General features: G+C 59.1%; 23 protein-coding genes and 2 tRNA genes. 17 read left to right on the top strand and 8 right to left on the bottom strand.

What is annotated here, in order from left to right; all coding sequences use genetic code 11:
- Positions 1 to 107 precede the first annotated feature (107 nt).
- A complete protein-coding gene (locus tag ACW9JE_RS16080; RefSeq protein ID WP_224534648.1) occupies positions 108 to 755 on the bottom strand; it encodes a YceH family protein in 648 nt (215 codons plus the stop codon).
- Positions 756 to 896: 141 nt separating this feature from the next.
- Between ACW9JE_RS16080 and ACW9JE_RS16075 the strand changes: the two genes are divergently transcribed.
- Positions 897 to 1,406 carry a DUF1993 domain-containing protein gene (locus ACW9JE_RS16075; RefSeq protein WP_224534650.1) on the top strand — a complete coding sequence of 170 codons (510 nt, stop codon included), beginning with the start codon at positions 897 to 899 and terminating at the stop codon, positions 1,404 to 1,406.
- A gap of 165 nt (positions 1,407 to 1,571) precedes the next feature.
- Here ACW9JE_RS16075 and sstT read toward each other — a convergent pair whose 3' ends face one another.
- A complete protein-coding gene (gene sstT / locus ACW9JE_RS16070) occupies positions 1,572 to 2,792 on the bottom strand; it encodes a serine/threonine transporter SstT (RefSeq protein ID WP_457433290.1) in 1,221 nt (406 codons plus the stop codon).
- 274 nt (positions 2,793 to 3,066) lie between these two features.
- Here sstT and ACW9JE_RS16065 point away from each other — a divergent pair, with 274 nt between their 5' ends.
- Positions 3,067 to 4,227 carry an MFS transporter gene (locus ACW9JE_RS16065; RefSeq protein ID WP_457433289.1) on the top strand — a complete coding sequence of 387 codons (1,161 nt, stop codon included), beginning with the start codon at positions 3,067 to 3,069 and terminating at the stop codon, positions 4,225 to 4,227.
- On the opposite strand, the gene nhaR is transcribed toward ACW9JE_RS16065, so the two are convergent.
- Positions 4,214 to 5,113, bottom strand: a complete 900-nt coding sequence (gene nhaR / locus ACW9JE_RS16060; RefSeq protein ID WP_457433288.1) for a transcriptional activator NhaR — start codon at positions 5,111 to 5,113, stop codon at positions 4,214 to 4,216. The genes ACW9JE_RS16065 and nhaR overlap by 14 nt on opposite strands.
- 145 nt (positions 5,114 to 5,258) lie before the next feature.
- Between nhaR and ACW9JE_RS16055 the strand changes: the two genes are divergently transcribed.
- The gene (locus tag ACW9JE_RS16055; protein ID WP_224534659.1) at positions 5,259 to 5,501 is read left to right on the top strand and encodes a hypothetical protein; all 243 of its coding nucleotides are present in this window, start codon (positions 5,259 to 5,261) and stop codon (positions 5,499 to 5,501) included.
- A 29-nt stretch (positions 5,502 to 5,530) separates the two neighbouring features.
- On the top strand, positions 5,531 to 6,280 hold the full coding sequence (locus tag ACW9JE_RS16050; RefSeq protein WP_224534661.1) for a TerC family protein: 750 nt from the start codon (positions 5,531 to 5,533) through the stop codon (positions 6,278 to 6,280).
- A gap of 76 nt (positions 6,281 to 6,356) precedes the next feature.
- Here the strand turns inward: ACW9JE_RS16050 and ACW9JE_RS16045 are convergent, their stop codons facing one another.
- Positions 6,357 to 6,524, bottom strand: coding sequence for a hypothetical protein (locus ACW9JE_RS16045; protein ID WP_175379460.1), 168 nt, complete (start codon positions 6,522 to 6,524; stop codon positions 6,357 to 6,359).
- A 167-nt stretch (positions 6,525 to 6,691) separates the two neighbouring features.
- Between ACW9JE_RS16045 and ACW9JE_RS16040 the strand changes: the two genes are divergently transcribed.
- The 3 genes from ACW9JE_RS16040 (at position 6,692) to ACW9JE_RS16030 (ending at position 7,952) form a co-directional block, all read left to right on the top strand.
- A complete protein-coding gene (locus ACW9JE_RS16040; protein WP_457433287.1) occupies positions 6,692 to 7,420 on the top strand; it encodes a peptidase C39 family protein in 729 nt (242 codons plus the stop codon).
- 92 nt (positions 7,421 to 7,512) lie between these two features.
- The gene (locus tag ACW9JE_RS16035) at positions 7,513 to 7,719 is read left to right on the top strand and encodes a DUF6021 family protein (RefSeq protein ID WP_224534664.1); all 207 of its coding nucleotides are present in this window, start codon (positions 7,513 to 7,515) and stop codon (positions 7,717 to 7,719) included.
- A 17-nt stretch (positions 7,720 to 7,736) separates the two neighbouring features.
- The gene (locus ACW9JE_RS16030) at positions 7,737 to 7,952 is read left to right on the top strand and encodes a hypothetical protein (RefSeq protein WP_224534666.1); all 216 of its coding nucleotides are present in this window, start codon (positions 7,737 to 7,739) and stop codon (positions 7,950 to 7,952) included.
- 54 nt (positions 7,953 to 8,006) lie between these two features.
- Here the strand turns inward: ACW9JE_RS16030 and pbpG are convergent, their stop codons facing one another.
- Together pbpG and folD are read right to left on the bottom strand one after the other, a co-directional pair.
- Positions 8,007 to 8,945, bottom strand: coding sequence for a D-alanyl-D-alanine endopeptidase (gene pbpG / locus ACW9JE_RS16025; protein ID WP_457433286.1), 939 nt, complete (start codon positions 8,943 to 8,945; stop codon positions 8,007 to 8,009).
- Positions 8,946 to 9,182: 237 nt separating this feature from the next.
- On the bottom strand, positions 9,183 to 10,037 hold the full coding sequence (folD, locus tag ACW9JE_RS16020; protein WP_224534670.1) for a bifunctional methylenetetrahydrofolate dehydrogenase/methenyltetrahydrofolate cyclohydrolase FolD: 855 nt from the start codon (positions 10,035 to 10,037) through the stop codon (positions 9,183 to 9,185).
- A 276-nt stretch (positions 10,038 to 10,313) separates the two neighbouring features.
- On the opposite strand from folD, the gene ACW9JE_RS16015 reads away from it, so the two are divergent.
- The 9 genes from ACW9JE_RS16015 (at position 10,314) to ACW9JE_RS15975 (ending at position 20,553) form a co-directional block, all read left to right on the top strand.
- Positions 10,314 to 10,390: transfer RNA gene (locus ACW9JE_RS16015), tRNA-Arg, on the top strand.
- A 32-nt stretch (positions 10,391 to 10,422) separates the two neighbouring features.
- Positions 10,423 to 10,498, top strand: a tRNA-His gene (locus ACW9JE_RS16010).
- Positions 10,499 to 10,891: 393 nt separating this feature from the next.
- Positions 10,892 to 12,202 carry a trigger factor gene (gene tig, locus ACW9JE_RS16005; RefSeq protein ID WP_457433285.1) on the top strand — a complete coding sequence of 437 codons (1,311 nt, stop codon included), beginning with the start codon at positions 10,892 to 10,894 and terminating at the stop codon, positions 12,200 to 12,202.
- A gap of 94 nt (positions 12,203 to 12,296) precedes the next feature.
- Complete coding sequence (clpP, locus tag ACW9JE_RS16000) at positions 12,297 to 12,932, top strand: ATP-dependent Clp endopeptidase proteolytic subunit ClpP (RefSeq protein WP_224534674.1); 636 nt, start codon at positions 12,297 to 12,299, stop codon at positions 12,930 to 12,932.
- A gap of 112 nt (positions 12,933 to 13,044) precedes the next feature.
- The gene (clpX, locus tag ACW9JE_RS15995) at positions 13,045 to 14,328 is read left to right on the top strand and encodes an ATP-dependent Clp protease ATP-binding subunit ClpX (protein ID WP_224534676.1); all 1,284 of its coding nucleotides are present in this window, start codon (positions 13,045 to 13,047) and stop codon (positions 14,326 to 14,328) included.
- 251 nt (positions 14,329 to 14,579) lie between these two features.
- Entirely contained in the window at positions 14,580 to 16,976 is a 2,397-nt protein-coding gene (gene lon, locus ACW9JE_RS15990) for an endopeptidase La (protein ID WP_175379451.1), read from the top strand.
- 147 nt (positions 16,977 to 17,123) lie between these two features.
- The gene (locus ACW9JE_RS15985; protein WP_002552737.1) at positions 17,124 to 17,396 is read left to right on the top strand and encodes an HU family DNA-binding protein; all 273 of its coding nucleotides are present in this window, start codon (positions 17,124 to 17,126) and stop codon (positions 17,394 to 17,396) included.
- A 234-nt stretch (positions 17,397 to 17,630) separates the two neighbouring features.
- Positions 17,631 to 19,502: a SurA N-terminal domain-containing protein gene (locus tag ACW9JE_RS15980; protein ID WP_457433284.1), complete on the top strand. Its 1,872-nt coding sequence runs from the start codon at positions 17,631 to 17,633 to the stop codon at positions 19,500 to 19,502.
- 202 nt (positions 19,503 to 19,704) lie between these two features.
- Positions 19,705 to 20,553, top strand: a complete 849-nt coding sequence (locus ACW9JE_RS15975; protein ID WP_457433283.1) for a DUF2242 domain-containing protein — start codon at positions 19,705 to 19,707, stop codon at positions 20,551 to 20,553.
- A gap of 360 nt (positions 20,554 to 20,913) precedes the next feature.
- Here the strand turns inward: ACW9JE_RS15975 and ACW9JE_RS15970 are convergent, their stop codons facing one another.
- Both ACW9JE_RS15970 and ACW9JE_RS15965 read right to left on the bottom strand, forming a co-directional pair.
- Positions 20,914 to 21,954, bottom strand: coding sequence for an AraC family transcriptional regulator (locus tag ACW9JE_RS15970; protein WP_457433282.1), 1,041 nt, complete (start codon positions 21,952 to 21,954; stop codon positions 20,914 to 20,916).
- 3 nt (positions 21,955 to 21,957) lie between these two features.
- Positions 21,958 to 23,088 (bottom strand): nitrilase-related carbon-nitrogen hydrolase, encoded by a 1,131-nt coding sequence (locus ACW9JE_RS15965; protein ID WP_457433281.1) that lies wholly within the window; start codon positions 23,086 to 23,088, stop codon positions 21,958 to 21,960.
- A 210-nt stretch (positions 23,089 to 23,298) separates the two neighbouring features.
- Here ACW9JE_RS15965 and ACW9JE_RS15960 point away from each other — a divergent pair, with 210 nt between their 5' ends.
- Positions 23,299 to 25,338: an oxidoreductase gene (locus ACW9JE_RS15960; protein ID WP_457433280.1), complete on the top strand. Its 2,040-nt coding sequence runs from the start codon at positions 23,299 to 23,301 to the stop codon at positions 25,336 to 25,338.
- The last annotated feature ends 65 nt before the right edge of the window (positions 25,339 to 25,403 follow it).

Genomic DNA, 25,403 nt, shown 5'->3' with positions numbered 1-25,403 from the left:
TGATCTGTGGTGTCCACACATAATGTGATCGACACACGGAACCTGTGGGAGCGGGCTTGCCCGCGAAGAGGCCGGTACATCCAACATCAATGCACCGGCAAATCACTTTATTCCAACCGCGCCAACCGCTCCTCCAGCGCCGCAATCCGCGCCTCCAACTCTTCAATCCGCTCCACCGAAACCCCGCCACCGCCACTGCGCTCCACCGGATTCTGCCGTGCCGCCATGATCGCCTCGGCATCCGCCGGATCACCCATGGCATGGGTATAACGGTCTTCACGCTGCCCCGCCTGGCGCGGAATCAACACCGCCAAACCGCGGGCAATCAGGCGTTCAAGCTGGTGCACCACCTGTTCGGCGTCTTCGAATTCATGCATGCGCCCGCTGCGGGTCAGCAGTTCATTGACCGTCTGCGGCCCGCGCAAAAACATCAGGCCGGTGAGGATCACCTGGGCAGGCACCAGTTCCAGGGCCTTGTCGACCTTGTGCTCCCAACGGTCGGCGCGGCTGCCCATCACCAGTTTGGCAAAGCCGCGGCCTTCGAGGGCGCGCAGGCTCTGGCCGACCTGGCCCGGGGTCAGGTTCATCACCGGTTCCCGGCTGGTTTTCTGGTTGCAGGCAATCACCAGGGCATTGAGGGTCAGTGGATAGGATTCCGGGCTGGTGGCCTGCTTTTCGATCAGAGAACCGAGGATGCGGATTTCGCTGCTGTTGAGGCGCGGTTCGTCGAATGTCGTTTCTTGTTCAGTGCTCATCACGCTGTTCCCTATGCAATCGAAGCATGCCGTCGAAGCCGCCGAGCCTAATCCTTGCGCGAGAAAAGACAAGCCGCAGCACGGGCGGGCATGGCTATAATCTCGGCCGACGTTTCCCACCTGTCACACAAGAGACCCACCATGACCATTTCCCTGTACGACGCTTCCGTTCCTGTTCTCCAGCAAATGCTCAACGCCCTGAGCGACGTGTTGAAAAAGGCCGAAGCCCACGCCACCGCGAAAAACATCGATCCGAACGCCTTCCTGCAAGCCCGCCTGTTCCCGGACATGTTCCCGCTGGTGCGTCAGGTGCAGATCGCCGTTGATTTCAGCAAAGGCATTTCCGCGCGTCTGGCCGAGATCGAACTACCGAAGTATGACGACAGCGAAACCACCTTCGCCGAACTGCAAGCGCTGATCGCCAAGGTTCTGGCCTTCATCGGCGAGATCAAGCCGGAGCAGATCAACGGCAAGGAGGGCATTGAGATCGTGACCCGTCCAGGCACTCCGAAAGAGAAGCGCTTCACCGGTCAGTCCTACCTGCTGACCTACGGCCTGCCGCAGTTCTTCTTCCACGTCACCACCGCTTACGCGCTGCTGCGTCACAACGGTGTGGAAGTGGGCAAGCGTGATTACATGGGCGCGTTCTAAACCGTCCGGATACGAAAAACCCGCCTAGGCGGGTTTTTTTGCTTTTCGCTTCCTGTAGGAGCTAGCTTGCTCGCGATGGAGGACCAGACACCGCGGGGTGTCAGGTTGCCAGCGTTATCGTTGGCGACCATCGCGAGCAAGCTCGGCTCCTACAGGGGAGCAGGGTCAGGCCAGGCGTTCTTCGCCCAGGCAAGCTGCCGCCGTGAACAGCACGTCGGTGGAGGAGTTGAGCGCCGTTTCCGCCGAATCCTGCAGCACGCCGATGATGAAGCCCACCGCCACCACCTGCATGGCAATCTCGCTCGGGATGCCGAACAGGCTGCACGCCAGCGGGATCAGCAGCAGCGAACCACCGGCCACACCGGAAGCGCCGCAGGCACAGATCGCCGCGACCACGCTCAGCAGGATCGCAGTCGGGATGTCCACGGCGATGCCCAGGGTGTGCACGGCCGCCAGTGTCAGCACGGTGATGGTGATCGCCGCGCCGGCCATGTTGATGGTTGCGCCCAAGGGGATCGACACTGAGTAGGTGTCCTCATGCAGGCCCAGGCGCTTGCTCAGTTCCAGGTTGACCGGAATGTTCGCCGCCGAACTGCGGGTGAAGAACGCGGTGATGCCGCTTTCCCGCAGACACATCAGCACCAGCGGGAAAGGGTTGCGGCGCAGTTTCCAGAACACGATCAGCGGGTTCATCACCAGCGCCACGAACACCATGCAGCCCAGCAATACAGCCAGCAGGTGCGCATAGCCGATCAGGGCGCCGAAACCGGACGTGGCCAGGGTCGAGGCAACAAGTCCGAAAATCCCCAGCGGCGCGAAGCTGATCACCAGCCGCACGATCACGGTCACGCCGTTGGACAGATCACCCAGCACCTCTCGGGTGGTGTCGCCGGCGTGGCGAATGGCGATGCCCATGCCGATCGCCCAGGCCAGAATGCCGATGAAGTTGGCGTTCATAAGCGCACTGACCGGGTTGTCGACCACACTCAGCAGCAGGCTTTGCAGCACTTCGCCGATGCCGCCCGGTGCGGTGACGGCCAGGTTGTCGGTGGACAGCACCAGGCTCGACGGAAACATCATGCTCGCCACCACTGCGACCACGGCAGCGCCAAAAGTGCCCAGCAGATACAGGAACAGGATCGGCCGGATATGGGTTTCCTGGCCGTGCTTGTGGTTGGCGATGGACGCCATGACCAGCACGAACACCAGGATCGGCGCGACGGCCTTCAGTGCCGAGACGAAGACTTTGCCGATGAAACCGGTGGCCTTGGCGACTTCAGGGGCGAACAGCGCCAGGGCAATCCCGGCGATCAGTCCGATGATGATCTGCGTGACCAGGCTGGTGCGTTTGAGGCGTTGCAATAGAGAAGGGGATGAAGCTGTCATAAAACGGCATCTCGGATTTATCGGGGCGGGTAACGTGACATCGAGGCTTTAAATGGCCGACGTTCAGGGGGTACGTTTCGCGGGGCGCGGACTTTATCACAGCGTAGGGCCATTCCTTCAGAAGTGTGACGATCTGCCACCCGGTTTCCGGAGCCGATTTGCAGGTTCGTGCAAGCCTGATTGGACACACTCTGTTAAGCTTCGCCATCCTCATTTTCAATCTGCCAGTGGGCCTTCGGGCTAGCGCTGGTGTTGTCGTTTTCTGGAGTTGTGCATGCTGTTTCCCATCCTTCTGCTGTCGGCCGCCGGCTTTACCGTGCTGACAACGGAGTTCGTCATCGTCGGCCTGTTGCCGGCCATCGCCCGTGATCTCGACGTCAGTATCCCCCAGGCCGGGTTGCTGGTGACGCTGTTCGCCTTCACCGTCGCCGCGTTCGGGCCGTTCCTCACCGCGTTCTTCGCCCGCTTCGAGCGGCGCAAGCTGTTCATTACGATCCTGATCATGTTCGGCCTGGCCAATACCGTGGCGGCATTGGCGCCGAACATCTGGGTGATGGCCTTTGCCCGACTGGTTCCGGCCTTGGGCTTGCCGGTGTTCTGGGCATTGGCCAGCGAGACGGCGGTGGACATCGTCGGCCCCGACTTCGCCGGCCGCGCCATCGCCAAGATCGGCTTCGGCATCGTCTGCGCCACTGTATTCGGCATTCCGGTGGGCACGCTGATTTCCGATGCATTCGGCTGGCGCAGCGCCTTCGCCATTCTGGCGGTCATCGCCTTCGCCAAGGCGTTGCTGCTGTTTGTCTATTTGCCGAAGACCAACCTGCATCAACATCAGGTCAGTTTCCGCTCGCAATTCAAGATCCTGCGCAGTCCCTTGATGGTCGGGCATGTGCTGCTGTCGATCGTGGTGTTCAGCGGCATGTTCACTGCCTACACCTATCTTGCGGACATCCTTGAGCGCCTCGCCGGCTTCGACGGCACTGTGGTCGGCTGGTGCCTGATGGGCTTCGGCGCGGTCGGGCTGATCGGCAACTCTTTGGGCGGTCGCGCCGTGGATCGGCACCCGCTGGTGGCTTCGATGATGTTCTGCGCCTTTATGATCGCCGGGCTGGTCGCGCTGGTGCCGAACATTCATTCGGCCTTGGGTCTGGCGGCGGCGATGGGCATCTGGGGTATTACCCAGGCCGCGTTGTTCCTGGTCAGCCATGTGCGTTTGATGAAGGCCGCTCCGGAAGCGCCGGCATTTGCTGCCTCGCTGAACATCGCTGGAGCCAACCTCGGCATCGGCCTGGGCGCGATGATCGGCGGTCGGGTGATCGACAGCGTCGGCCTGCAAGGCCTGGGTTTCGCTGCCGCCGCCTTGATCCTCGCATCGATCCTGCTGGCCATCGCGCTGATGACCTTCAAGCCGCGGGACGCCGTTACAGCGCTGTAAACAGCTCGCGTCGGGCACCTTCGGTAATGGCGACAATGCCGAGGTGCTTGACCTTGCGATCCACCGAAATGGCGTAGAACGACTCGCTCACCGCGTCGGTCTGGCCAATCACCTCCACGCCCATCTGGCGTTTCACCTCGTCGGCAATCACGCTGGGGCCGATGAAAATTCCGCTGCCGGATTGGCCGAAGGCCTGCATCAAGGCACTGTCATCGAACTCGCCGACAATCTGCGGCTGGATCTGCTGCTCGGCGAACCAGCGCTGCAAGCGGCTGCGCACCACGGTTTCCGCCCCGGGAATCAGCAACGGTGCGCCGTGCAGATTGCGGGGGAAATCCTGGCCGTAACGTGTCGCCAATTCCTTTGTGGCAAAAAAGCTGATCCCGCATTCGCCGAGCTTCTGGCTGTAGCCCTTGATGTCCAGGTGGGTCGGCATGGGGCTGTCGGAAATCACCAGGTCCAGGCGCTGGATGGCCAGGTCCGCGAGCAACCGTTCGAGCTTGTCTTCGCGGCAGGTGATGCGCAGCGGTTCGGTCAGCTCCATGGTCGGTGCGATCAGGCGATAGACGATGGACTTGGGCACCACATCGGCCACGCCGACTCGAAACAGGATCTGCTGTTCGTTGGGCTGAGCCCGCAGCATCAATTCCAGCTCGCCGCCCAGCTGAAACATTTGTTCGGCGTAGGGCAGGGTCTGGCGACCGGCTTCGGTCAGCTCCAGCTGCCGGCCGACCCGGCGGAACAGCTCGATGCCATAGGTTTGTTCGAACAATGAGATCTGCCCGCTGATGGTCTGGGGCGTCAGGTTCAACTGCTCACAGGCGCGCACGATACTGCCGGTCTTGGCGACGACCCAGAAGTAGTGCAGTTGTCGGTAGTTCAGCATGTGGTGAATGCCCTATTTCGGATTCGTAAAAACCGAAGTATAGCCGCCAAAAATACGAATTTTCCTGAAGTGTTCATCTCCCTAGAATGCATCGCTATCAACGGGCCATCGCTGTGGCCCGTTTCGTTCTATCGAGGAAAGCATCATGAAGCTTAAAACCACGGCGCTGCTGATAACGTCTTTACTGGTTCTGGCCGGCTGTGATCAGGCCGAAAAAAGCGCTCAGCAACTGATGGGCAAGGCTGCCGAAAGTGCCAAGCAGGCCATCGACGACACCCACAAGGCCGCCGAACAGGCATTGAGCGAGGCCACTGGCGGCTTGATCAGCAAAAAAGAATCATCGGAAAAAGAATCGGAAAAAACCGAATCGTCTTCCCAGGAAATCTAAACCGTCTCACAGCGAGTCAGGACTGACCCATGGAATACCTTTTACAGTTAGCTGCAAGCCCCACCGCCTGGGTCGCCCTGGCCACCCTGGTGGTTATGGAAATCGTGCTCGGCATCGATAACCTGATTTTCATCTCGATCCTGACCAACAAACTGCCTGAGCAGCACCGGCAGAAGGCACGGCGCATCGGTATCGGCATGGCGCTGATCCTGCGTCTGGGCTTGCTTAGCACCATCGCGTTCATCGTCCAGTTGACGGCGCCGGTGATCGAGATTTTCGGTCAGGCATTCTCCTGGAAGGACATGATCCTGATCGCCGGCGGTCTGTTCCTGCTTTGGAAAGCTACCACCGAGATCCATCACAGCATGGACCCTTCGCCGGAAGATCCGACGTCGAAGACCTCGACCGTGACCCTGGGCTTTGCCGCGGCGATCGGCCAGATCCTGATGCTGGACATGGTGTTCTCCATCGACAGCATCATTACCGCTGTCGGCATGACCGAGCACTTGCCGATCATGATCATCGCGGTGGTGGTGTCGGTACTGGTGATGTTGCTGGCGGCTGATCCGCTGGCCAAGTTCATCAACGACAATCCAACCGTGGTGATGTTGGCGCTGGGCTTCTTGATCATGATCGGCATGACGCTGATCGCCGAAGGCTTCGGCGCCCACGTACCGAAAGGCTACGTCTACGCGGCGATGGCATTCTCGGCGGCGATCGAGGTGCTGAACATGATGTCCCGCCGGGCCAAGCAGAAGCGTCTGACCGCTGAAGCGTAAGCTGGGCTGAAATGAAACGGCCGCCTGCTCTCGAAAGACAGCAGGCGGCCGTTTTTTATTAAGATTGAAAGTGCAGTCAGTGGGCGGTGGCGTGACGCCTCGTGGTTTTTTCGGGCTGTACCCGCTTGGCCGGTTGAACGGGGTGATGGTGGCGACGCGCAATGCGCAGAACACCCCACAACATGGCGGCGGCAACGGCCAGCCAGCCGGAAATCAACATCACGATCGTCATTGTCAGGCTCATCGATGCCTCCTCTTTGCCCTGCGGCGGGCACACACACCTTTCAAGTGACAGTCTAGTCGCTGGGTTGTTTCAGGCTATTGACCGAAGGTCGACTGTCACCAACCAGTTTGCTCTATGCAAAGCCCTCGACTACCGGTTAAGGCTATACCGACGCCGCCGGGCGTCCTATGATCCACAGCCAAGCCGGGAAGCGGATTGCCTGGCATCTGAAGAAGAGAGTGATCATGGTGCGGGTAATTTCTCGATTTCTTTCAGCGGCGGTCATCGTCGGCTGCGTCGCCGGTCTGGCTGGTTGCGCCGGCAGCGTTTCGCCGCAGATCAAGCGTTTGCCGGAGCGGGTCGAGCTCAGCGGCAGGTTCTATCGCGGTGTGGCCAATCAGAGCGGGCCTCAGGTGCTGGCGAGCATGCTGTCCCAACAGGGCATCGTGATCACGCCGGGGTTGCTCGAGAAATCGTTGCATCTGCCGGGCGGCGAGGCTCAGTTGCAGCAGAACATGCAGAACGTTGCCCGGGAATACGGAATGGTGGTTTATCCGCTGGACAACAATTTGCCGGCACTGTTGACCCAAGTGGCGGCGGGTTTCCCGGTTATGGTGCGCTTCACTGAAGGTACGGCGTTCTGGTCCGAACCGCGTTATGCGATTCTGTCCGGGTACAACCGTCAGAAGCAGACCGTGCTGTTGCGCGCCGGTATGGAGCAGCGGCAGATGATGAGCTTCGGCTCGTTCGAGTCGGCGTTCAAGGATGCCGGTGGCTGGGCGGTGCTGATTCAGTCGCCGACGCAGATTCCGGCCGAGGTCGACAAGCAGCGCTGGCTCAAGGCGGCCAACGACCTGGCGCAGGCTGGCCGGGAGCAGGCGGCGGCCCAGGCCAGGCAGGCGTTGTCCACGCACTGAGGCCGTTCGTCATTTGCCGGGCACCGTACTGCATGCAGGCCATCTGAAGGACAAGGCCCGGAATCTCCGGGCTTCGTTCACAGGAGGTGTTCATGGCATATTCCAATACCCCTTCCGGTCCACACTCATCCGAGCATTCGTCCGGCGATGAGTTGGGGTTCGATCCCGATTCCCCGGACCTCGACGACCCTCAGGTCGATCCCGTCGGGCCTGCCAAGGCACCCAAAGACGTGAAGCCGGGTGACAATCCCAAGGCGCCGTCAAAACCCTATGACCCGCTGGGTGATCTGAAACCTTAGCTGCGATGGAGGTGCGTATGTCTACTGACTCGAGCTTTAACGACAAACGTCCGGAAAATGTTCCGACGACGCCTGAGGAAAGCGTCGATCCGGTGATGGATCCGGACAGTCCGCTGCGTGATCCGCTGGCCCGGCCTGCCGTGGCGCCGACGGAACATCCCAAGGGCTGGAACGATCCGAGCAAGGGGGATGGCATTCCGGATGACGATAAGATGCCGTTGCCGAATGATTGATCGAAGCAATAAAAAACCCCGACAAGTCGGGGTTTTTTATTGGCGATTACGTGGTTACTTCGAGGCCTCAACCACACCGCTCTGGCGCTGTTTGAGGTTCTTGTCCGACTTGTATTGCAGGGCAACCGAAGGCACATCGGCGCTTCTGCCGGTCTCGACCCAATTGCGCAGGCGACTGGCATCGGCAAAGTGGGTGTACTTGCCATAGGCATCGAGGATGACCATCGCCACCTTGCGATTACCCATGTACGTCACCAGCACCAGGCAGTGGCCGGCTTCGTTGGTGAAGCCGGTTTTCGTCAGCTCGATGTTCCAGTCCGGCTTGCGCACCAGGTGGTCGGTGTTGCGGAAGCCCAGGCTGTAGTTGGGCTTGCGGAACGACACGGTCTTTTCCTTGGTGGTGCTCAACTCGGTCAGCAGCGGGTACTTGTGCGCGGCGACCAGCAGCTTGCTCAGGTCGCGAGCGGTCGAGACGTTGCGCGGCGACAGACCGGTCGGCTCGACGAAGTGCGTGTTGGTCATCCCCAGAGCCTTTGCCTTGGCATTCATCGCGGCGATGAACGCGGCGTAACCGCCCGGGTAGTGGTGCGCGAGACTGGCGGCTGCGCGGTTCTCGGACGACATCAAGGCAATCAGCAGCATTTCCCGGCGTGGCATTTCGCTTTTGAGCTTGACCCGGGAAAACACGCCTCTCATTTCCGGCGTGTTGCTGATGTCGATGTTGATGTACTCATCCATGTTCTGTTTGGCTTCAACCACAACCAGGCCGGTCATGAGTTTGCTGACCGAAGCGATGGGGACAACCACATCTGGATTGCTGGCATAGATGACTTTGTTGGTCTGCATATCCAGCAACAACGAACTGCCGGAAGCGAGCTTGAGTTTCGAGGTGTCTCGAGGTGCGGCGGTGGTTTCGCCGGCGTTGGCAAGTGGCGTGATCAAAGTCCCTGTAAGTGCAAAAACTAGGCTCAGGATGGAAAGACGGATTTTCACGCTGGCAGACTCATAAAGTGTTGATACGCCGTTATGTAACGGGCTATTTCGTAAAAGCGCGACATTCTGGAGTATGGCTGAATAACTGTCGATGGTTGTTCGAGGGTGGCGTGAAAGTCGTTGGAAACATGAAAAAAAAGTCACTTTCCGGCGGATGGTCATGACTGTTCGGCGGGCAAAAAAGAACCCCGCCGTGGCGGGGTTCCTTGTGTCGCTGATTTGCCTGTGCAGTGTGTATCAGCTGTGCAGGGCTTCGGCGGCGTACAGGGTGTTTTCCAGCAGGCAGGCGCGGGTCATCGGGCCTACGCCACCCGGCACCGGAGTGATCCAGCCGGCGCGGGGCAGGGCGGTTTCGTAGACAACGTCGCCGACCAGCTTGCCGTCATCCTGGCGGTTGATGCCGACGTCGATCACGATCGCGCCTTCCTTGATCCACTCGCCCTTGACCAGGCCAGGCTTGCCGGCAGCCACGACCACCAGGTCGGCACGACCGACGTGACCGGCCAGGTCTTTGGTGAAGCGGTGGGTCACGGTCACGGTGCAGCCAGCCAGCAGCAGTTCCATCGCCATCGGGCGGCCGACAATGTTGGAAGCGCCGACGACGACTGCGTCCATTCCGTACAGATCGGCTCCGGTGCTTTCCAGCAGGGTCATGATGCCTTTTGGGGTGCATGGGCGCAGCAGCGGAATACGCTGGGCCAGGCGACCGACGTTATAAGGGTGGAAACCGTCGACGTCTTTATCCGGACGAATGCGCTCGAGCAGTTTCGAGGCGTCCAGGTGTTCGGGGAGGGGAAGCTGCAACAGGACGCCGTCGATTGCCGGGTCGTCATTGAGGCGATCGATCAGATCGGTCAAGGCTTCTTGAGTGGTTTCGGAAGGCAGGTCGTAGGCCTGGGACAGGAAGCCGACCTCTTCACAGTCTTTACGCTTGTGCGAGACATAAACCTGAGAGGCAGGATCGCTGCCGACCAGGATCACCGCGAGGCCTGGCGTGCGCAAGCCTTGCTGGCGACGCTCGTTGACGCGTTGGGCGATCTGCTGGCGCAGGCTGGCGGCGATCGATTTGCCGTCGATAAGTTGTGCAGTCATTGCGCGTGATTAACCATCGAGAGGGGAAAAAAAGAGAGCGCATTCTCGCATGTCATGCGGTGAGGGCAAAGGCGCTTGGTCTGCAAATTCCCCTAACTCCTTTAATTAAATGAATTTTTTTTAAAAAGGATTTGACGACCTACAGGTGGCTCTATACTATTCGTCGCACTTGTCGGGCACAGCCTAGCACTGGTTAAGAAGGTCAAGCGGAATCAAGGTTCTGCAACGACTGGAAAGCATTTAGTTTGTAGTCCTTCAAGGGTACAGATTAATAAGGCGCCCGTAGCTCAGCTGGATAGAGCATCCGCCTTCTAAGCGGATGGTCGCAGGTTCGAGTCCTGCCGGGTGCGCCATTAGGCAGCATTGGCACAAGTAACGCGATATGGTGGGCGTAGCTCAGTTGGTAGAGCACGGGATTGTGACTCCCGTTGTCGTGGGTTCGATCCCCATCGTCCACCCCATATTCCGAAAGGCGCCAGATTTAACAGTCTGGCGCCTTTTTTGTTTCAGTGGTTCGGCGACTGCTGGTCCGGGGTCGCAAGGGCAGGGCGTTTCGTCGTATTTATGTTTCTCGATGATGCCGCGCTGCCTGCCGACTTGCTCGCAAGTTCGGCTGTCAGGGAGATGATTGGCAACCTCTTCTATATATAGAAGGGTTGGCGCAGAGCCCTGGCATGTTTGGCTGTATTTGCCACCGGGGCGAGGTGCATCCGTGCATTCGCACCTATAAATTGCCTGCTGTGTTTTTACCCGTTTTCAGTAGGGTGACTTCTTGAGTTTGACCCACTAGAATGCATGCCCTTGATTCTGGGGTCGGAAACGGCCGGCTAACGTCTGTGCAACGAGGAATATCCATGCAAGTTTCTGTTGAAAATACTTCTGCTCTTGAGCGCCGCATGAGCATCACCGTGCCGGCTGAGCGCATCGAGACTCAGGTCAACAAGCGTCTGCAGCAGACTGCCCAAAAGGCCAAGATTGCTGGCTTCCGTCCAGGCAAAGTGCCAATGAGCGAAATCAAGCGTCGTTTCGGCGCTGAAGCTCGCCAGGAAGCTGTAGGCGACGTGATCCAGTCCTCCTTCTACGAAGCAGTGGTTGAGCAAAAGCTGAACCCGGCTGGTTCGCCATCGATCGAGCCAAAATCCCTGGAAGCAGGCAAGGACCTGGAATACGTAGCCGTATTCGAAGTGTTCCCTGAGTTCACCGTTGCCGGTTTCGACGGTATTAACGTAGAGCGCCTGAGCGCTGATGTCGAAGACGCCGATCTGGACAAGATGCTGGACATCCTGCGCAAGCAGAACACCCGTTTCGAAGTGGCCGAGCGTGCTGCCCAGAACGAAGACCAGCTGAACATCGATTTCGCTGGCAAGGTCGACGGCGAAGTATTCGCTGGCGGTTCCGCCAAGGGCACCCAGCTGGTTCTGGGTTCCGGCCGCATGATCCCTGGCTTCGAAGAAGGCCTGGTGGGCGCCAAGGCTGGTGAAGAGCGCGTTCTGAACCTGACCTTCCCAGAGGACTACCAGAACCTGGATCTGGCTGGCAAAACCGCCGAGTTCACCGTCACCGTGAACAGCGTTTCCGCGCCAACCCTGCCAGAGCTGAACGAAGAGTTCTTCGCTCAATTCGGCATCAAGGAAAGCGGTCTGGACGGCTTCCGCACCGAAGTTCGCAAGAACATGGAGCGCGAACTGCGTCAGGCGATCAAATCCAAGGTCAAGAATCAGGTAATGGACGGTCTGCTGGCCACCAACCCGATCGAAGTGCCAAAGGCTTTGCTGTCCAACGAAGTTGACCGTCTGCGCGTGCAGGCTGTTCAGCAGTTCGGCGGCAACATCAAGCCTGACCAACTGCCCGCCGAGCTGTTCGAAGAGCAAGCCAAGCGCCGCGTTGTACTGGGTCTGATCGTGGCTGAAGTGGTCAAGCAATTCGACCTCAAGCCAGACGAAACCCGCGTTCGCGAAATGATTCAGGAAATGGCTTCCGCCTATCAAGAGCCTGAGCAAGTAGTGTCCTGGTACTACAAGAACGACCAGCAACTGAACGAAGTTCGTTCGGTTGTGCTGGAAGAGCAAGTTGTGGATACTGTTCTGCAGAAAGCTAGCGTGACCGACAAATCGGTCTCTTACGAAGAAGCGGTCAAGCCGGTAGAAGCTCCACAAGCCGACTGATTGTTCCTGCGTCAAGAAGTACACACCATAAGCCAGCATTCGTGCTGGCTTATGCGTTTTCAAGACCTAACTATTTTGGGAGTGACTGCAGAGCATGTTCCGTAATTCTTATATTCAGCAGAACTCTGATATCCAGGCCGCAGGCGGCCTGGTCCCGATGGTTGTCGAGCAATCTGCTCGTGGCGAGCGCGCCTATGACATCTACTCGCGTCTTCTCAAGGAGCGAGTGATCTTTCTGGTAGGTCCTGTAGAGGACTACATGGCCAACCTGATCTGTGCGCAATTGCTGTTCCTTGAAGCGGAAAACCCGGACAAGGACATCCATCTCTATATCAACTCCCCGGGCGGATCGGTGACTGCCGGCATGTCGATCTACGACACCATGCAGTTCATCAAGCCAAACGTGTCGACCACCTGTATCGGTCAGGCGTGCAGCATGGGTGCTTTCCTGCTGACTGCCGGTGCTCCCGGCAAGCGTTTCTGCCTGCCGAACTCCCGAGTGATGATTCACCAGCCGTTGGGCGGTTTCCAGGGTCAGGCTTCGGACATCGAAATCCACGCCAAGGAAATCCTGTTCATTCGTGAGCGTCTCAACAAGCTGATGGCCCAGCACAGCGGTCGCACCCTTGAAGAGATCGAGCGCGACACCAACCGCGACAACTTCATGAGTGCAGAGGCTGCGCGTGAATACGGCCTGATCGACGAAGTGATCACCCAGCGCCCAGCTTAAAATAAGCAGCTCAAAATGAGGGTGGTCGGCTTTTCCGATCATTTGCGGGCTTGAAAAAGCCCGCAATAGCCTTCATCTTGTGTTGCAAGCCTATCGGATTTGGATCGAACGAATGACTGACACCCGCAACGGCGAGGACAACGGCAAGCTGCTCTATTGCTCCTTCTGTGGCAAAAGCCAGCATGAAGTACGTAAATTGATTGCCGGCCCCTCGGTCTTTATCTGCGACGAGTGCGTCGACCTGTGCAATGACATCATCCGTGAGGAGGTGCAGGAAGCACAGGCCGAGAGCAGCGCGCATAAATTGCCTTCGCCTAAAGAAATCAGCGGCATCCTTGATCAATACGTGATTGGTCAGGAACGTGCCAAAAAGGTTCTGGCCGTAGCGGTGTACAACCACTACAAGCGTCTGAACCAGCGTGACAAAAAGGCTGACGACGTCGAACTCGGCAAGAGCAACATCTTGCTGATCGGCCCGACAGGCTCGGGTAAAACCCTGCTTGCCGAAACGCTGGCCCGCTTGCTGAACGTTCCGTTCACCATCGCCGACGCAACCACCCTCACCGAGGCCGGTTACGTGGGTGAGGACGTCGAGAACATTATTCAGAAGCTGCTGCAGAAATGTGACTACGATGTGGAAAAAGCCCAGATGGGCATCGTCTACATCGACGAGATCGACAAGATCTCGCGCAAGTCCGACAACCCGTCGATCACCCGGGACGTTTCCGGTGAAGGCGTGCAGCAGGCCCTGCTCAAGTTGATCGAAGGCACGGTCGCTTCCGTTCCGCCTCAGGGCGGTCGCAAGCATCCGCAGCAGGAATTCCTTCAGGTCGACACCCGTAACATCCTGTTCATCTGCGGTGGTGCGTTCTCGGGTCTCGAGAAGGTCATCCAGAACCGTTCCACCAAAGGTGGTATCGGCTTCAACGCAGAAGTGCGCAGCAAGGAAGAAGGCAAGAAAGTCGGTGAGTCCCTGCGTGAAGTCGAGCCTGACGATCTGGTCAAGTTCGGTCTGATCCCGGAATTCGTCGGTCGTCTGCCGGTTCTTGCCACGCTGGACGAGCTCGATGAAGCTGCGCTGATGCAGATTCTCACCGAGCCGAAAAATGCTCTGACCAAGCAGTACGCCAAGCTGTTCGAGATGGAAGGTGTGGACCTGGAATTCCGTGCAGACGCACTGAAAGCCGTCGCCAAGCGCGCGCTGGAACGCAAGACCGGTGCTCGCGGCCTGCGCTCGATTCTCGAAGGTGTGTTGCTCGACACTATGTATGAAATCCCATCGCAATCCGATGTGAGTAAAGTAGTGATCGACGAAAGCGTTATAGAAGGCAAGTCTCAGCCATTGTTCATTTACGAGAACAATGAGAAACCTGCCAAGGCCGCGCCAGACGCTTAAGCGTCACGCAGCCGGTACAAAGAAGGGGCCTTCGGGCCCCTTTTGCTTTTTTATGGGCACGAGCTTTGCGTGTGAAGGGCAGGGGCGGGCGGTCAGCCAGTTTTCTGACGTGGCCACGGGTTCAGGTCTTGATCCGACAATCTTCCAAGTCGTTTTTTTATCCGCTTGTTTTTTTCCAACCTAGCCCCCATCTTGGTTTCACGCTTAATTCCATCTGTTTCCGGCCGAAAGGCCGCCGTAGAGGCGAAATCATGAAGACAACCATCGAATTGCCTCTCCTGCCATTGCGTGATGTCGTGGTTTATCCGCACATGGTTATCCCGCTGTTCGTGGGGCGCGAGAAATCCATCGAAGCCCTCGAGGCCGCGATGACGGGCGACAAGCAGATTCTTCTGCTGGCCCAGAGAAACCCTGCCGACGATGATCCGGGTGAAGACGCACTTTACCGCGTGGGTACGATTGCCACCGTCCTGCAGCTGCTGAAGCTGCCTGATGGCACGGTCAAGGTTCTGGTCGAAGGCGAGCAGCGGGGCACCGTTGAGCGCTTCAGCGAAGTGGACGGCCATTGCCGTGCCGAAGTCTCGTTGATCGACGAAGTCGACGCGCCAGAGCGCGAGTCGGAAGTGTTCGTGCGCAGCCTGCTGTCGCAGTTCGAGCAATATGTGCAGCTGGGCAAGAAAGTCCCGGCTGAAGTTCTGTCGTCGCTCAACAGCATCGACGAGCCTGGGCGCCTGGTAGACACCATGGCCGCACACATGGCGCTGAAGATCGAACAGAAGCAGGAAATCCTCGAAATCATCGATTTGTCGGCCCGTGTCGAGCACGTGCTGGCGTTGCTGGATGCCGAAATCGATCTGCTGCAGGTCGAAAAACGCATTCGCGGTCGCGTCAAAAAGCAAATGGAGCGCAGTCAGCGCGAGTACTACCTGAATGAGCAGATGAAGGCCATTCAGAAAGAGCTCGGCGACAGCGACGAGGGTCACAACGAAGTCGAAGAGCTGAAGAAGCGTATCGACGCCGCCGGCCTGCCAAAAGATGCGTTGGCCAAGGCAACGGCGGAGCTGAACAAGCTCAAGCAAATGTCGCCGATGTCCGCTGAAGCCACCGTGGTTCGTTCCTACATCGACTGGCTGGTTCAGGTGCCGTGGAAGGCCCAGAGCAAGGTTCGCCTGGATCTGGCGCGCGCAGAAGACATTCTCGATGCCGATCACTACGGTCTGGAAGAAGTCAAAGAGCGGATCCTCGAATACCTCGCCGTGCAAAAACGCGTGAAGAAAATTCGTGGTCCGGTGCTGTGCCTGGTAGGTCCTCCAGGGGTCGGTAAAACTTCCCTGGCGGAGTCGATAGCCCACGCCACCAACCGCAAGTTCGTGCGCATGGCTCTGGGTGGCGTGCGTGATGAGGCGGAAATCCGTGGTCATCGCCGTACCTACATCGGTTCGATGCCGGGAAGATTGATTCAAAAGATGACAAAAGTGGGCGTCCGCAACCCGCTGTTCCTGCTCGATGAAATCGATAAGATGGGCAGCGACATGCGCGGCGATCCTGCGTCTGCGTTGCTGGAAGTGCTCGATCCTGAGCAGAACCACAACTTCAACGATCACTATCTGGAAGTCGACTACGACCTGTCCGATGTGATGTTCCTCTGCACCTCGAACTCCATGAACATTCCGCCAGCGCTGCTGGACCGGATGGAAGTCATTCGTCTGCCTGGCTACACCGAAGACGAGAAGATCAACATCGCCGTCAAATACCTTTCGCCCAAGCAGATCCAGGCCAATGGCCTGAAAAAAGGCGAGCTGGAATTCGACGAGGAAGCGATCCGCGACATCATTCGCTACTACACCCGCGAGGCCGGTGTGCGTGGCCTGGAGCGCCAGATTGCCAAGGTCTGCCGCAAGGCGGTCAAGGAACATGCGCTGGAAAAACGCTTCTCGGTGAAGGTCACCGCGAACGATCTGGAACACTTCCTGGGCGTGCGCAAATTCCGCTACGGCCTGGCCGAGCAACAGGATCAGATCGGTCAGGTGACCGGTCTGGCGTGGACTCAGGTGGGTGGCGAACTGCTGACCATCGAAGCCGCTGTCGTACCGGGCAAGGGCCAGTTGATCAAGACCGGTTCCCTGGGTGACGTGATGGTCGAATCCATCACCGCAGCGCAGACCGTGGTGCGCAGCCGCGCGAAGAGCCTGGGCATTCCCCTGGACTTCCACGAGAAGCGCGACACCCACATCCACATGCCGGAAGGGGCCACGCCGAAAGACGGCCCAAGCGCCGGTGTAGGCATGTGCACGGCGCTGGTGTCGGCATTGACCAGCATCCCTGTGCGTGCGGACGTGGCCATGACCGGTGAGATCACTTTGCGTGGTCAGGTATTGGCGATTGGCGGTCTGAAGGAAAAACTGCTCGCAGCTCATCGCGGTGGAATCAAGACCGTGATCATTCCCGAAGAGAATGTTCGCGATTTGAAGGAGATTCCTGACAATATCAAGCAGGATCTCCAGATTAAACCGGTTAAATGGATTGACGAAGTCCTGCAAATTGCGCTGCAATACGCGCCGGAGCCCTTGCCGGATGTGGCTCCGGAGATTGTCGCGAAGGATGAAAAACGCGAGTCCGATTCCAAGGAAAGAATTAGCACGCATTAATACGTATTTGGCTGGGGGGCTTGTTGACAGTTTTTTAGAGCCCTTGTTATAAAGCGGCTCTTAAGTGTCTGTAGGCCATTCAGCACTGTTTTTGCTTTCACCAAAAAAACTTAGAATCATACTCAAATAGATATAAGGGGACTTAGAGTGAACAAGTCGGAACTGATTGATGCTATCGCTGCATCCGCTGATATCCCGAAAGCTGCTGCTGGCCGTGCGCTGGACGCTGTAATCGAATCCGTCACTGGCGCTCTCAAGGCTGGCGACTCCGTTGTTCTGGTTGGTTTCGGTACTTTCTCCGTAACTGATCGTCCAGCTCGCATCGGTCGTAACCCACAGACCGGTAAGACTCTGGAAATCGCAGCAGCCAAAAAACCAGGTTTCAAAGCCGGTAAAGCACTGAAAGAAGCTGTCAACTAAGTTCGATTCAGTTTTTTGCCTGTCCGGGTCAGGGTCATGCCTGACCTGGCCGCGGAGCGGTAGTCCAGTCGGCAATTCGCCGGTCCGAGACGCCGGGGCTCACAGATTCGAGTCATCGGTCCGCTTCGCCAGTTACGAGAAGGCGCATCCTCGGATGCGCCTTTCTTCTATCCGGATTCTACCCACGCTCCACGGTTGCCTAATTTTTGAAGTTCAACCGTTTTTGGGGGACGCATGCTGCAGAACATCAGGGACAATTCACAAGGCTGGATTGCCAAGACAATTATCGGGGTCATCGTTGTACTGATGGCCCTGACCGGTTTCGACGCCATTTTTCAGGCTACGACGCACAAGAACGAGGCGGCGCAGGTCAATGGCGATGCAATCAGCCAGAACGATCTGAGCCAGGCGGTCGACATGCAACGCCGTCAGCTCATGCAGCAACTGGGCAAGGATTTCGACGCTTCCTTGCTCGACGAGAAGATGCTGCGCGAATCGGCGCTCAAGGGCCTGATCGATCGCAAACTGCTGCTGCAAGGCGCAGAAGGCTCCAAATTCGCTTTCTCCGAAGCGGCCCTGGACCAGGTCATCCTGCAAACGCCTGAGTTCCAGGTGGATGGCAAGTTCAGTCCCGACCGTTTCGACCAGGTGATTCGCCAACTCGGCTACAGCCGTATGCAATTCCGCCAGATGCTGGCCCAGGAAATGCTGATCGGCCAACTGCGCGCCGGTCTCGCTGGTAGCGGTTTCGTCACCGATGCACAGGTTCTGGCCTTCGCCCGTCTGGAAAAACAGACCCGCGATTTCGCTTCCCTGACCATCAAGGCTGACCCGGCAGCGGTCAAGCTGACCGACGACGAAGTCAAAGCCTACTACGACGAACACGCCAAGGAATTCATGACCCCGGATCAGGTGGTCATCGATTACCTGGAGTTGAAGAAGGCTTCCTTCTTCGATCAGGTCAGCGTCAAGGACGAAGACCTGCAAGCGGCGTATCAGAAGGAAATCGCGAACCTGTCCGAGCAACGCCGGGCTGCGCACATTCTGATCGAAGTGAACGACAAGACCACCGAAGCGCAAGCCAAGGCGAAGATCGAAGAAATCCAGGCCCGTTTGGCCAAGGGCGAGACATTCGAGGCGCTGGCCAAGGAATTCTCCCAGGATCCGGGTTCGGCGAACAATGGCGGCGACCTCGGTTACGCAGGTCCTGGTGTCTATGACCCGGCGTTCGAAAAAGCCCTGTACTCGCTGGCCAAGGACCAGGTTTCCGAGCCGGTTCGCACCGACTTCGGTTTCCACCTGATCAAGCTGCTGGGCGTCGAAGCACCTGAAGTGCCGACCTTCGCCAGCCTTCAAGGCAAGCTGACCCGCGAACTGAAAACCCAGCAGGTCGAACAGCGTTTCGTCGAAGCGACCAAGCAATTGGAAGACGCCTCCTTCGAAGCCTCCGATCTGGCTCAGCCGGCGCAAGACCTGAAGCTGACCGTTCACACCTCCAAGCCATTCGGTCGTGATGGCGGTGAAGGCATTACCGCCAACCGTGCCGTGATCACCGCGGCGTTCAGCCCGGAAGTGCTGGATGAGGGTGCCAACAGCACCGCCATCGAGCTGGATCCGGAAACCGTTGTGGTACTGCGCGCCAAGGAGCACCTCAAGCCTGCGCAACTGCCGCTGGAAGAGGTTGCCGGTCCGATTCGCGCCCAACTGGCCAAGGAGCACGCCAGTGCTGCCGCCAAGGCCAAGGCTGACGAGCTGATCGCCAGCCTGCGCGATGGCAAGACCGCGCTGAACGCTGCGATCGATGGCCAGAACTGGAAGGTCACTGAAGCTGCGAACCGCGCTCAGGAAGGGGTCGACCCAACCGTGCTGCAGGCGCTGTTCCGCATGCCGAAGCCGACTGCCAAGGACAAGCCGACCTTCACCAGCGTGACCTTGCCTGATGGCAGCCTGATGATCGTTCGTCTGAACGGTGTCAACGACGCCGCCACGCCGACTGAAGAAGAGAAGGCTCAATACCGTCGCTTCCTCGCTTCGCGTGTTGGCCAGCAGGACTTCGCCGCTTACCGCAAACAGCTGGAAAGCGAAGCGGACATCAAGCGCTACTGATGTCTGTTTGAAATCTCGCGTTACACAAGAACCCCGGCCATATAGCCGGGGTTTTTTGTTCCCGAGCGCCCGACGGACGTGGGGGATTAATGCCAAATAACGGAGTCAACACTCCTGTAACTGTTTTAAGACACAATCGGTGCGACGCTAAGCATCGATCTGTTGCACAATACGCCCCGAACCGTTTTCAGCAGGATGTTCAATGTTTAAATCATTTCCCATGCGTGTTGCCGGGTTGGCGCTGGTGCTGGCCGCTGCCGCCGGTTGCTCGTCCAAGAAAACCGCGATCTACGAGCATGAGAACTTCGACGATTCCGGGACCTTCTCCCGCAATTATCCTGTTACCGATGCACAGAGCTGTGAAGCTGCTCGCCGGGCGTTGCTGAGCCAGGGCTACATCATCACCAGCAGCGATCCAAAGCTGGTCAGCGGGCACAAGAGCTTCCAGCAGACCGGCGAAACCCACATGGAAATCAGTTTCAGTGTGGTCTGTGCCGAAGACGGCAGCGCCGGGCATCACGCCACGGTGTTTGCCAACGCCCTTCAGGACCAGTACGCACTGAAGAAAACCAACAACTCCGCAAGCCTGGGCGTAGGCGTGCTGGGTTCGGTCTCGATGCCGATCGGTTCGTCGGATGATTCGATGGTCAAGGTCGCGAGCGAAACGGTCTCGTCGTCCAAGTTCTACGAGCGTTTCTTTGCGCTGGTGGAAGTGTTCCTGCCCAAGGAAGTCAAAGAAGCGGCGCATATTCCCGATAAGCCGAAAGCCGATCTGGGCATGCCGGAGCCGCAAGCAGCGCCTGCTCCCGCGTCCCTGGCTCCGGAAACCAAAGCAGAACCTGTTCCCGCCGCACAAGCGCCTGCTGCGCCTGCGGACGCCATGCCGGCCGCGTCCGAGCCGGTAGCGCCACCGCCTGAAGCCGCCCCGATTACCGCGACCCCGCCAACCGAGCCGGCGCCCGCGACGGAAGTCATCACGCCGCCAGCCAATCCCACGGATATTCCGCCTCCATCCGAGCCAATCCAGGCCATGCCCATCACGGGACAGTGATGGCAAAACGGGACCGATCGAGCCCTCGACGGTCCCGCACCGCCGGGAAAGTTTGACCCGCATCAAACACTTCGCAGCCCCGCATTTTGTTACGAAAATAACCTTCGATAAATTTCTGACTGCCTGCTACGTTTTAAACAGTACCGACGAAGTGTCGTGCCCGCGTCATTTTTATTTCATGTGGGCACTTTATGCTCAAAGCGTCGGTCAACTATTCGGACTATTTAAACGAGCGGTGGGGGATTCAAAATGGACGACTATCAAGAAGAACTGCTCGAATATCAGGCATTCGAACTGGACCCGTTGGAACCAGCTGAAGACGCTACCGAGCTGTAGGGTTACAGCTTCAAGCTGATAGCTTCAAACTGCTCCTCTGCGACTACGGCGAAACTCGCCCGGCGTCTGATCCATCCAGCGCTTGAACGCGCGCTGAAAGGCTTCGGCTGAGGCAAACCCCAGCAGGTAGGCAATTTCACCGAACGCCAATTCCGTATCGCGAATGTAGGTCATGGCCAGGTCGCGACGGGTGTCATTGAGGATCGCGCGAAACTGCGTGCCTTCTTCGGCCAGCTTGCGGCGAAGCGTCCAGACGGGCAGCTTCAGGCGAGCCGCCACTTCTTCCAGGTCGGGTTCCCGGCCACCATTGAGCAACGGCCCCAGCATCTGAGTGATACGTTCACGCAGGCTGCGGGTGCGCGTCAGTTGCTCCAGTTCCCGCTCACAGAGTTGCAGCAAGTGGCGCCAGGTACTCGGGCAATGCTCGCTGTTGCGCTGCGCGAGGCTGGCCAGGCTCAGACGCAGTTGATTGTGTTCGGCGCCGAACTGGATCGGGCAATCGCCCAGCACTTCATAGGCGGCATGGTAGTCGGGGCGTTCGAATTCGATGTCGATGCGCTCCGCGCGCAGCGGAGCAGGGCTCAGGCTGGAAAGATGATGCAGCCAGCCGGCGATGATCGAATCCACCACAAAACGGTTGTAGCTGTTGTACGGGCTGATGGAGTAGAAGCGCAGCCAGGCGCCCTGGGCGTCTTCGTGAAAGCTCGATTGCCCGCGATAGTTGGAGCCATACAGCGCCTCGAAGCGGATCAGGCAGCGCGCCGCCTCGCGCACCGTCGGTGCCTGGGCGGCAGTGACGCCGGCGAGACCCAGCTGGCTCAGGCGACCGAGTTGGCCCATGCGCAAGCCGAGCGCCGGGTCGTCGGTCAGCTGGATGGCGCTGTGGCCCAGGCGCATGTAGCGCGGGATCGACAGTCGAGCCCCGGCTTCAGCCAGGCGGGCGGCATCCAGGCCGTATTGTTCCAGCAGCGGTTGCGGGTCGAGATCATGGCTGCGCACGGCGTCAGCCAGGCTGTGCACGAAGCCCACCGAAAGATCGCCGAGACGCACCTGCAACGGTTTCATGGCCTACAGCCAGAGGTTCAGCAGACGCGCGCCACGCACGTTGCCGTCGGCGAAGTGCTGGCCGTTGCTGGTGAGAAAGCTTTGCCCGGCACTGGACTGATCCCAGAACTGCCCGCGCAGGAATACGCTCATGCCGGCGACGGCCCGGCTGGACGGGGCCTGGCTTGTCAGGATCAGGCGATGCCAGGCCTGGCCTTCGCTGAGTTCCCCGGCCTTGAGGCTGACGGAGGCGGGCGCCTGTGAACCCTTGTAACCGCGCCACGGTTGATCCCAGATTCCACGCCCGGTGACGAACGCCGGCACCGCGACGATGCGGGCTTGCTGTTCATCAAGCTTGCGGTAGTTGTCCGGGTACCAGCTGTCGTTGCCGATCAGCACTCCCAGGCGACCGGCCGGAGTATCGACGACGTTGAGGGTGTGCTCGCCATTGGCCTTGATCGCGTCCTGCTGTTCGAAAACCGGGTGCATCTGCCGCTGGGGTTGGCCGATCGGCACGCCGTCGCGACTGAACACGACGCTGCTGTTGTACAGCGCGCCACGGCCGATTTTCAGGGTGCCGTCGATGACGCTGGGCTCGGGCAATACGATGGAGCCCGCCACCAGCGTCACGCGAAATTCTTTCGCCAGACCGCCGAACAGCGCCTGATATTCCTTGGCCATGCCCTTGGCTTTCATGCGCAGGTGCGCGTCATCCAGGCGGCTGCCGCCCTCGGCGCTGATCAGTGCACGCACGAACTTCAATGGATTGCTTACCGCCAGCCAGTTCATGGCTTCTTCGAGGGTGGTGGCCTGGTACAGCTCATCCTTTTCGCCACTGACCATCAGCCAGGTGCCGACGTGTTCAGGCAGCACGACGATGGTTTTTTCGTTCAACAGACCCTGTTCCCGGGCCTTTTGCAGATAGGCCGCCAGCTTGCGATGCAGACGCTCGGGGCTCTGATAGTCGGTGGGGAACAGTTCGGGCTGGATGCCCAGCAGATTGCCACGGTCGGCAGGGGTGCCCCGGTCGATCGCCAGGTCGATTCTCAGGTCGGACAGATAATGCCCCGCGGGACGGTCTGCGGCCCACATGGCGTAGGTCGTGAGGGCGGCGATCAACGCCATGGAGAACGTCAGGTACAGAAATTTGCGCATGGGAAAGCAGTCAACGGCCTTGTGCAGGGTTCGATGCCTAGGGTATGGCTCATGCCGGTAGTTGCCAAGGCCTGCTGCGCATTTTAATCAATAACTTGTGAGTTACGGTCATTGAGACGGCCTTCGAGTACTCATAGTCTGTAACACATGACAGAGGGACGCCGCAGAGCGCCCCCACTTTTCCGTGATTGATCGTTGTGGAGCCTACCGATGACCGCCGCTCATTATCCGAACCTGCTGGCCCCGCTGGACCTGGGTTTCACCACGCTGCGCAACCGCACCCTGATGGGCTCGATGCACACCGGCCTTGAAGAAAAGCCTGGTGGTTTCGAACGTATGGCCGCTTATTTCGCCGAGCGTGCCCGTGGCGGTGTCGGCCTGATGGTAACCGGCGGTATCGGCCCGAACGACGAGGGCGGCGTGTACTCCGGCGCCGCCAAGCTGACCACCGAGGAAGAGGCGCTCAAGCACCAGATCGTGACCCGCGCGGTGCACGAGGCGGGCGGCAAGATCTGCATGCAGATTCTCCACGCCGGCCGTTATGCCTACAGCCCCAAGCAGGTCGCGCCAAGCGCCATTCAGGCGCCGATCAACCCGTTCAAGCCCAAGGAGCTGGACGAGGAAGGTATCGAGAAGCAGATCCGCGACTTTGTCACCTGCTCGACCCTGGCGCAGCAGGCCGAGTACGACGGCGTGGAAATCATGGGCTCGGAAGGTTATTTCATTAACCAGTTCCTCGCCGCCCACACCAACCACCGTACCGACCGCTGGGGCGGCAGCTACGAAAACCGCATGCGCCTGCCGGTGGAAATCGTGCGCCGGGTTCGCGAAGCGGTAGGCCCGAACTTCATCATCATCTTCCGCCTGTCGATGCTCGATCTGGTGGAAGGCGGCAGCACCTGGGAAGAAATCGTGCAACTGGCCAAGGCCATCGAGCAGGCCGGTGCGACCATCATCAATACCGGTATCGGCTGGCACGAAGCGCGCATTCCGACCATCGCCACCAAGGTGCCACGCGCCGCATTTAGCAAGGTCACGGCCAAGCTGCGGGGCGAGGTGAAAATCCCGCTGATCACCACCAACCGCATCAACACCCCGGAAGTGGCCGAGCAGATCCTGGCCGAAGGCGATGCCGACATGGTGTCCATGGCGCGGCCGTTCCTCGCCGACGCGGACTTCGTCAACAAGGCGGCCGAAGGTCGTGCCGACGAAATCAACACCTGCATCGGCTGCAACCAGGCGTGCCTGGACCACACCTTCGGCGGCAAGCTGACCAGTTGCCTGGTGAACCCGCGGGCCTGTCATGAAACCGAGCTCAATTACCTGCCGGTGCAGCAACTGAAGAAAATCGCCGTGGTCGGCGCCGGCCCTGCGGGTCTGGCTGCCGCGACGGTGGCCGCCGAGCGTGGCCATCAGGTGACGCTGTTCGATTCGGCGAGCGAGATCGGCGGCCAGTTCAACGTCGCCAAGCGTGTGCCGGGCAAGGAAGAGTTCTACGAAACCCTGCGTTATTTCGGCCGCAAGTTGCAGACCACCAACGTCGAGCTGTGCCTGAATACTCGTGTGGATGTGCAGAAGCTGGTTGAGGGAGGCTATGACGAAATCATCCTCGCGACCGGTATTGCGCCGCGTGTGCCGGCGATTCCCGGTGTCGAGCATGCCAAGGTGCTGAGCTACCTGGACGTGCTGCTCGAGCGCAAGCCGGTGGGCAAGCGCGTGGCGGTGATCGGCGCGGGCGGTATCGGTTTCGACGTCTCCGAATTCCTCGTTCACCAGGGCCAGGCCACCAGCCTGAACCGTGATGAGTTCTGGAAGGAGTGGGGCATCGATACGCATCTGGAAGCGCGCGGCGGTGTCGCCGGGATCAAGGCGGCGCCCCATGCTCCGGCCCGTGAAGTGTTCCTGCTGCAACGCAAGAAATCCAAGGTCGGCGATGGCCTGGGCAAGACCACCGGCTGGATTCACCGCACGGGCCTGAAGAACAAGCAGGTGCAGATGCTCAACAGCGTCGAGTACGTGAAGATCGATGACGACGGCCTGCACATCCGCATCGGCGAAGCGGGCGAGCCGCAGGTGCTGCCGGTGGACAACATCGTGATCTGCGCCGGGCAGGATCCGCTGCGCGAGTTGCAAGAAGGCCTGACGGCGGCAGGGCAGAACGTACACCTGATCGGCGGCGCGGACGTGGCGGCGGAGCTGGATGCCAAGCGGGCGATCAACCAGGGATCGCGGTTGGCGGCTGAGTTGTAATCCGCAGGTCCAGCGTGCCGATGGCCTTCGCGGGCAAGCCTCGCTCCTACAGGGTATGCGCTATC

Source organism: Pseudomonas sp. SDO55104_S430 (genome assembly GCF_054070595.1).
Note: the sequence above shows the minus strand (reverse complement) of the source record. Positions and strands in the feature narration are given on the sequence as shown.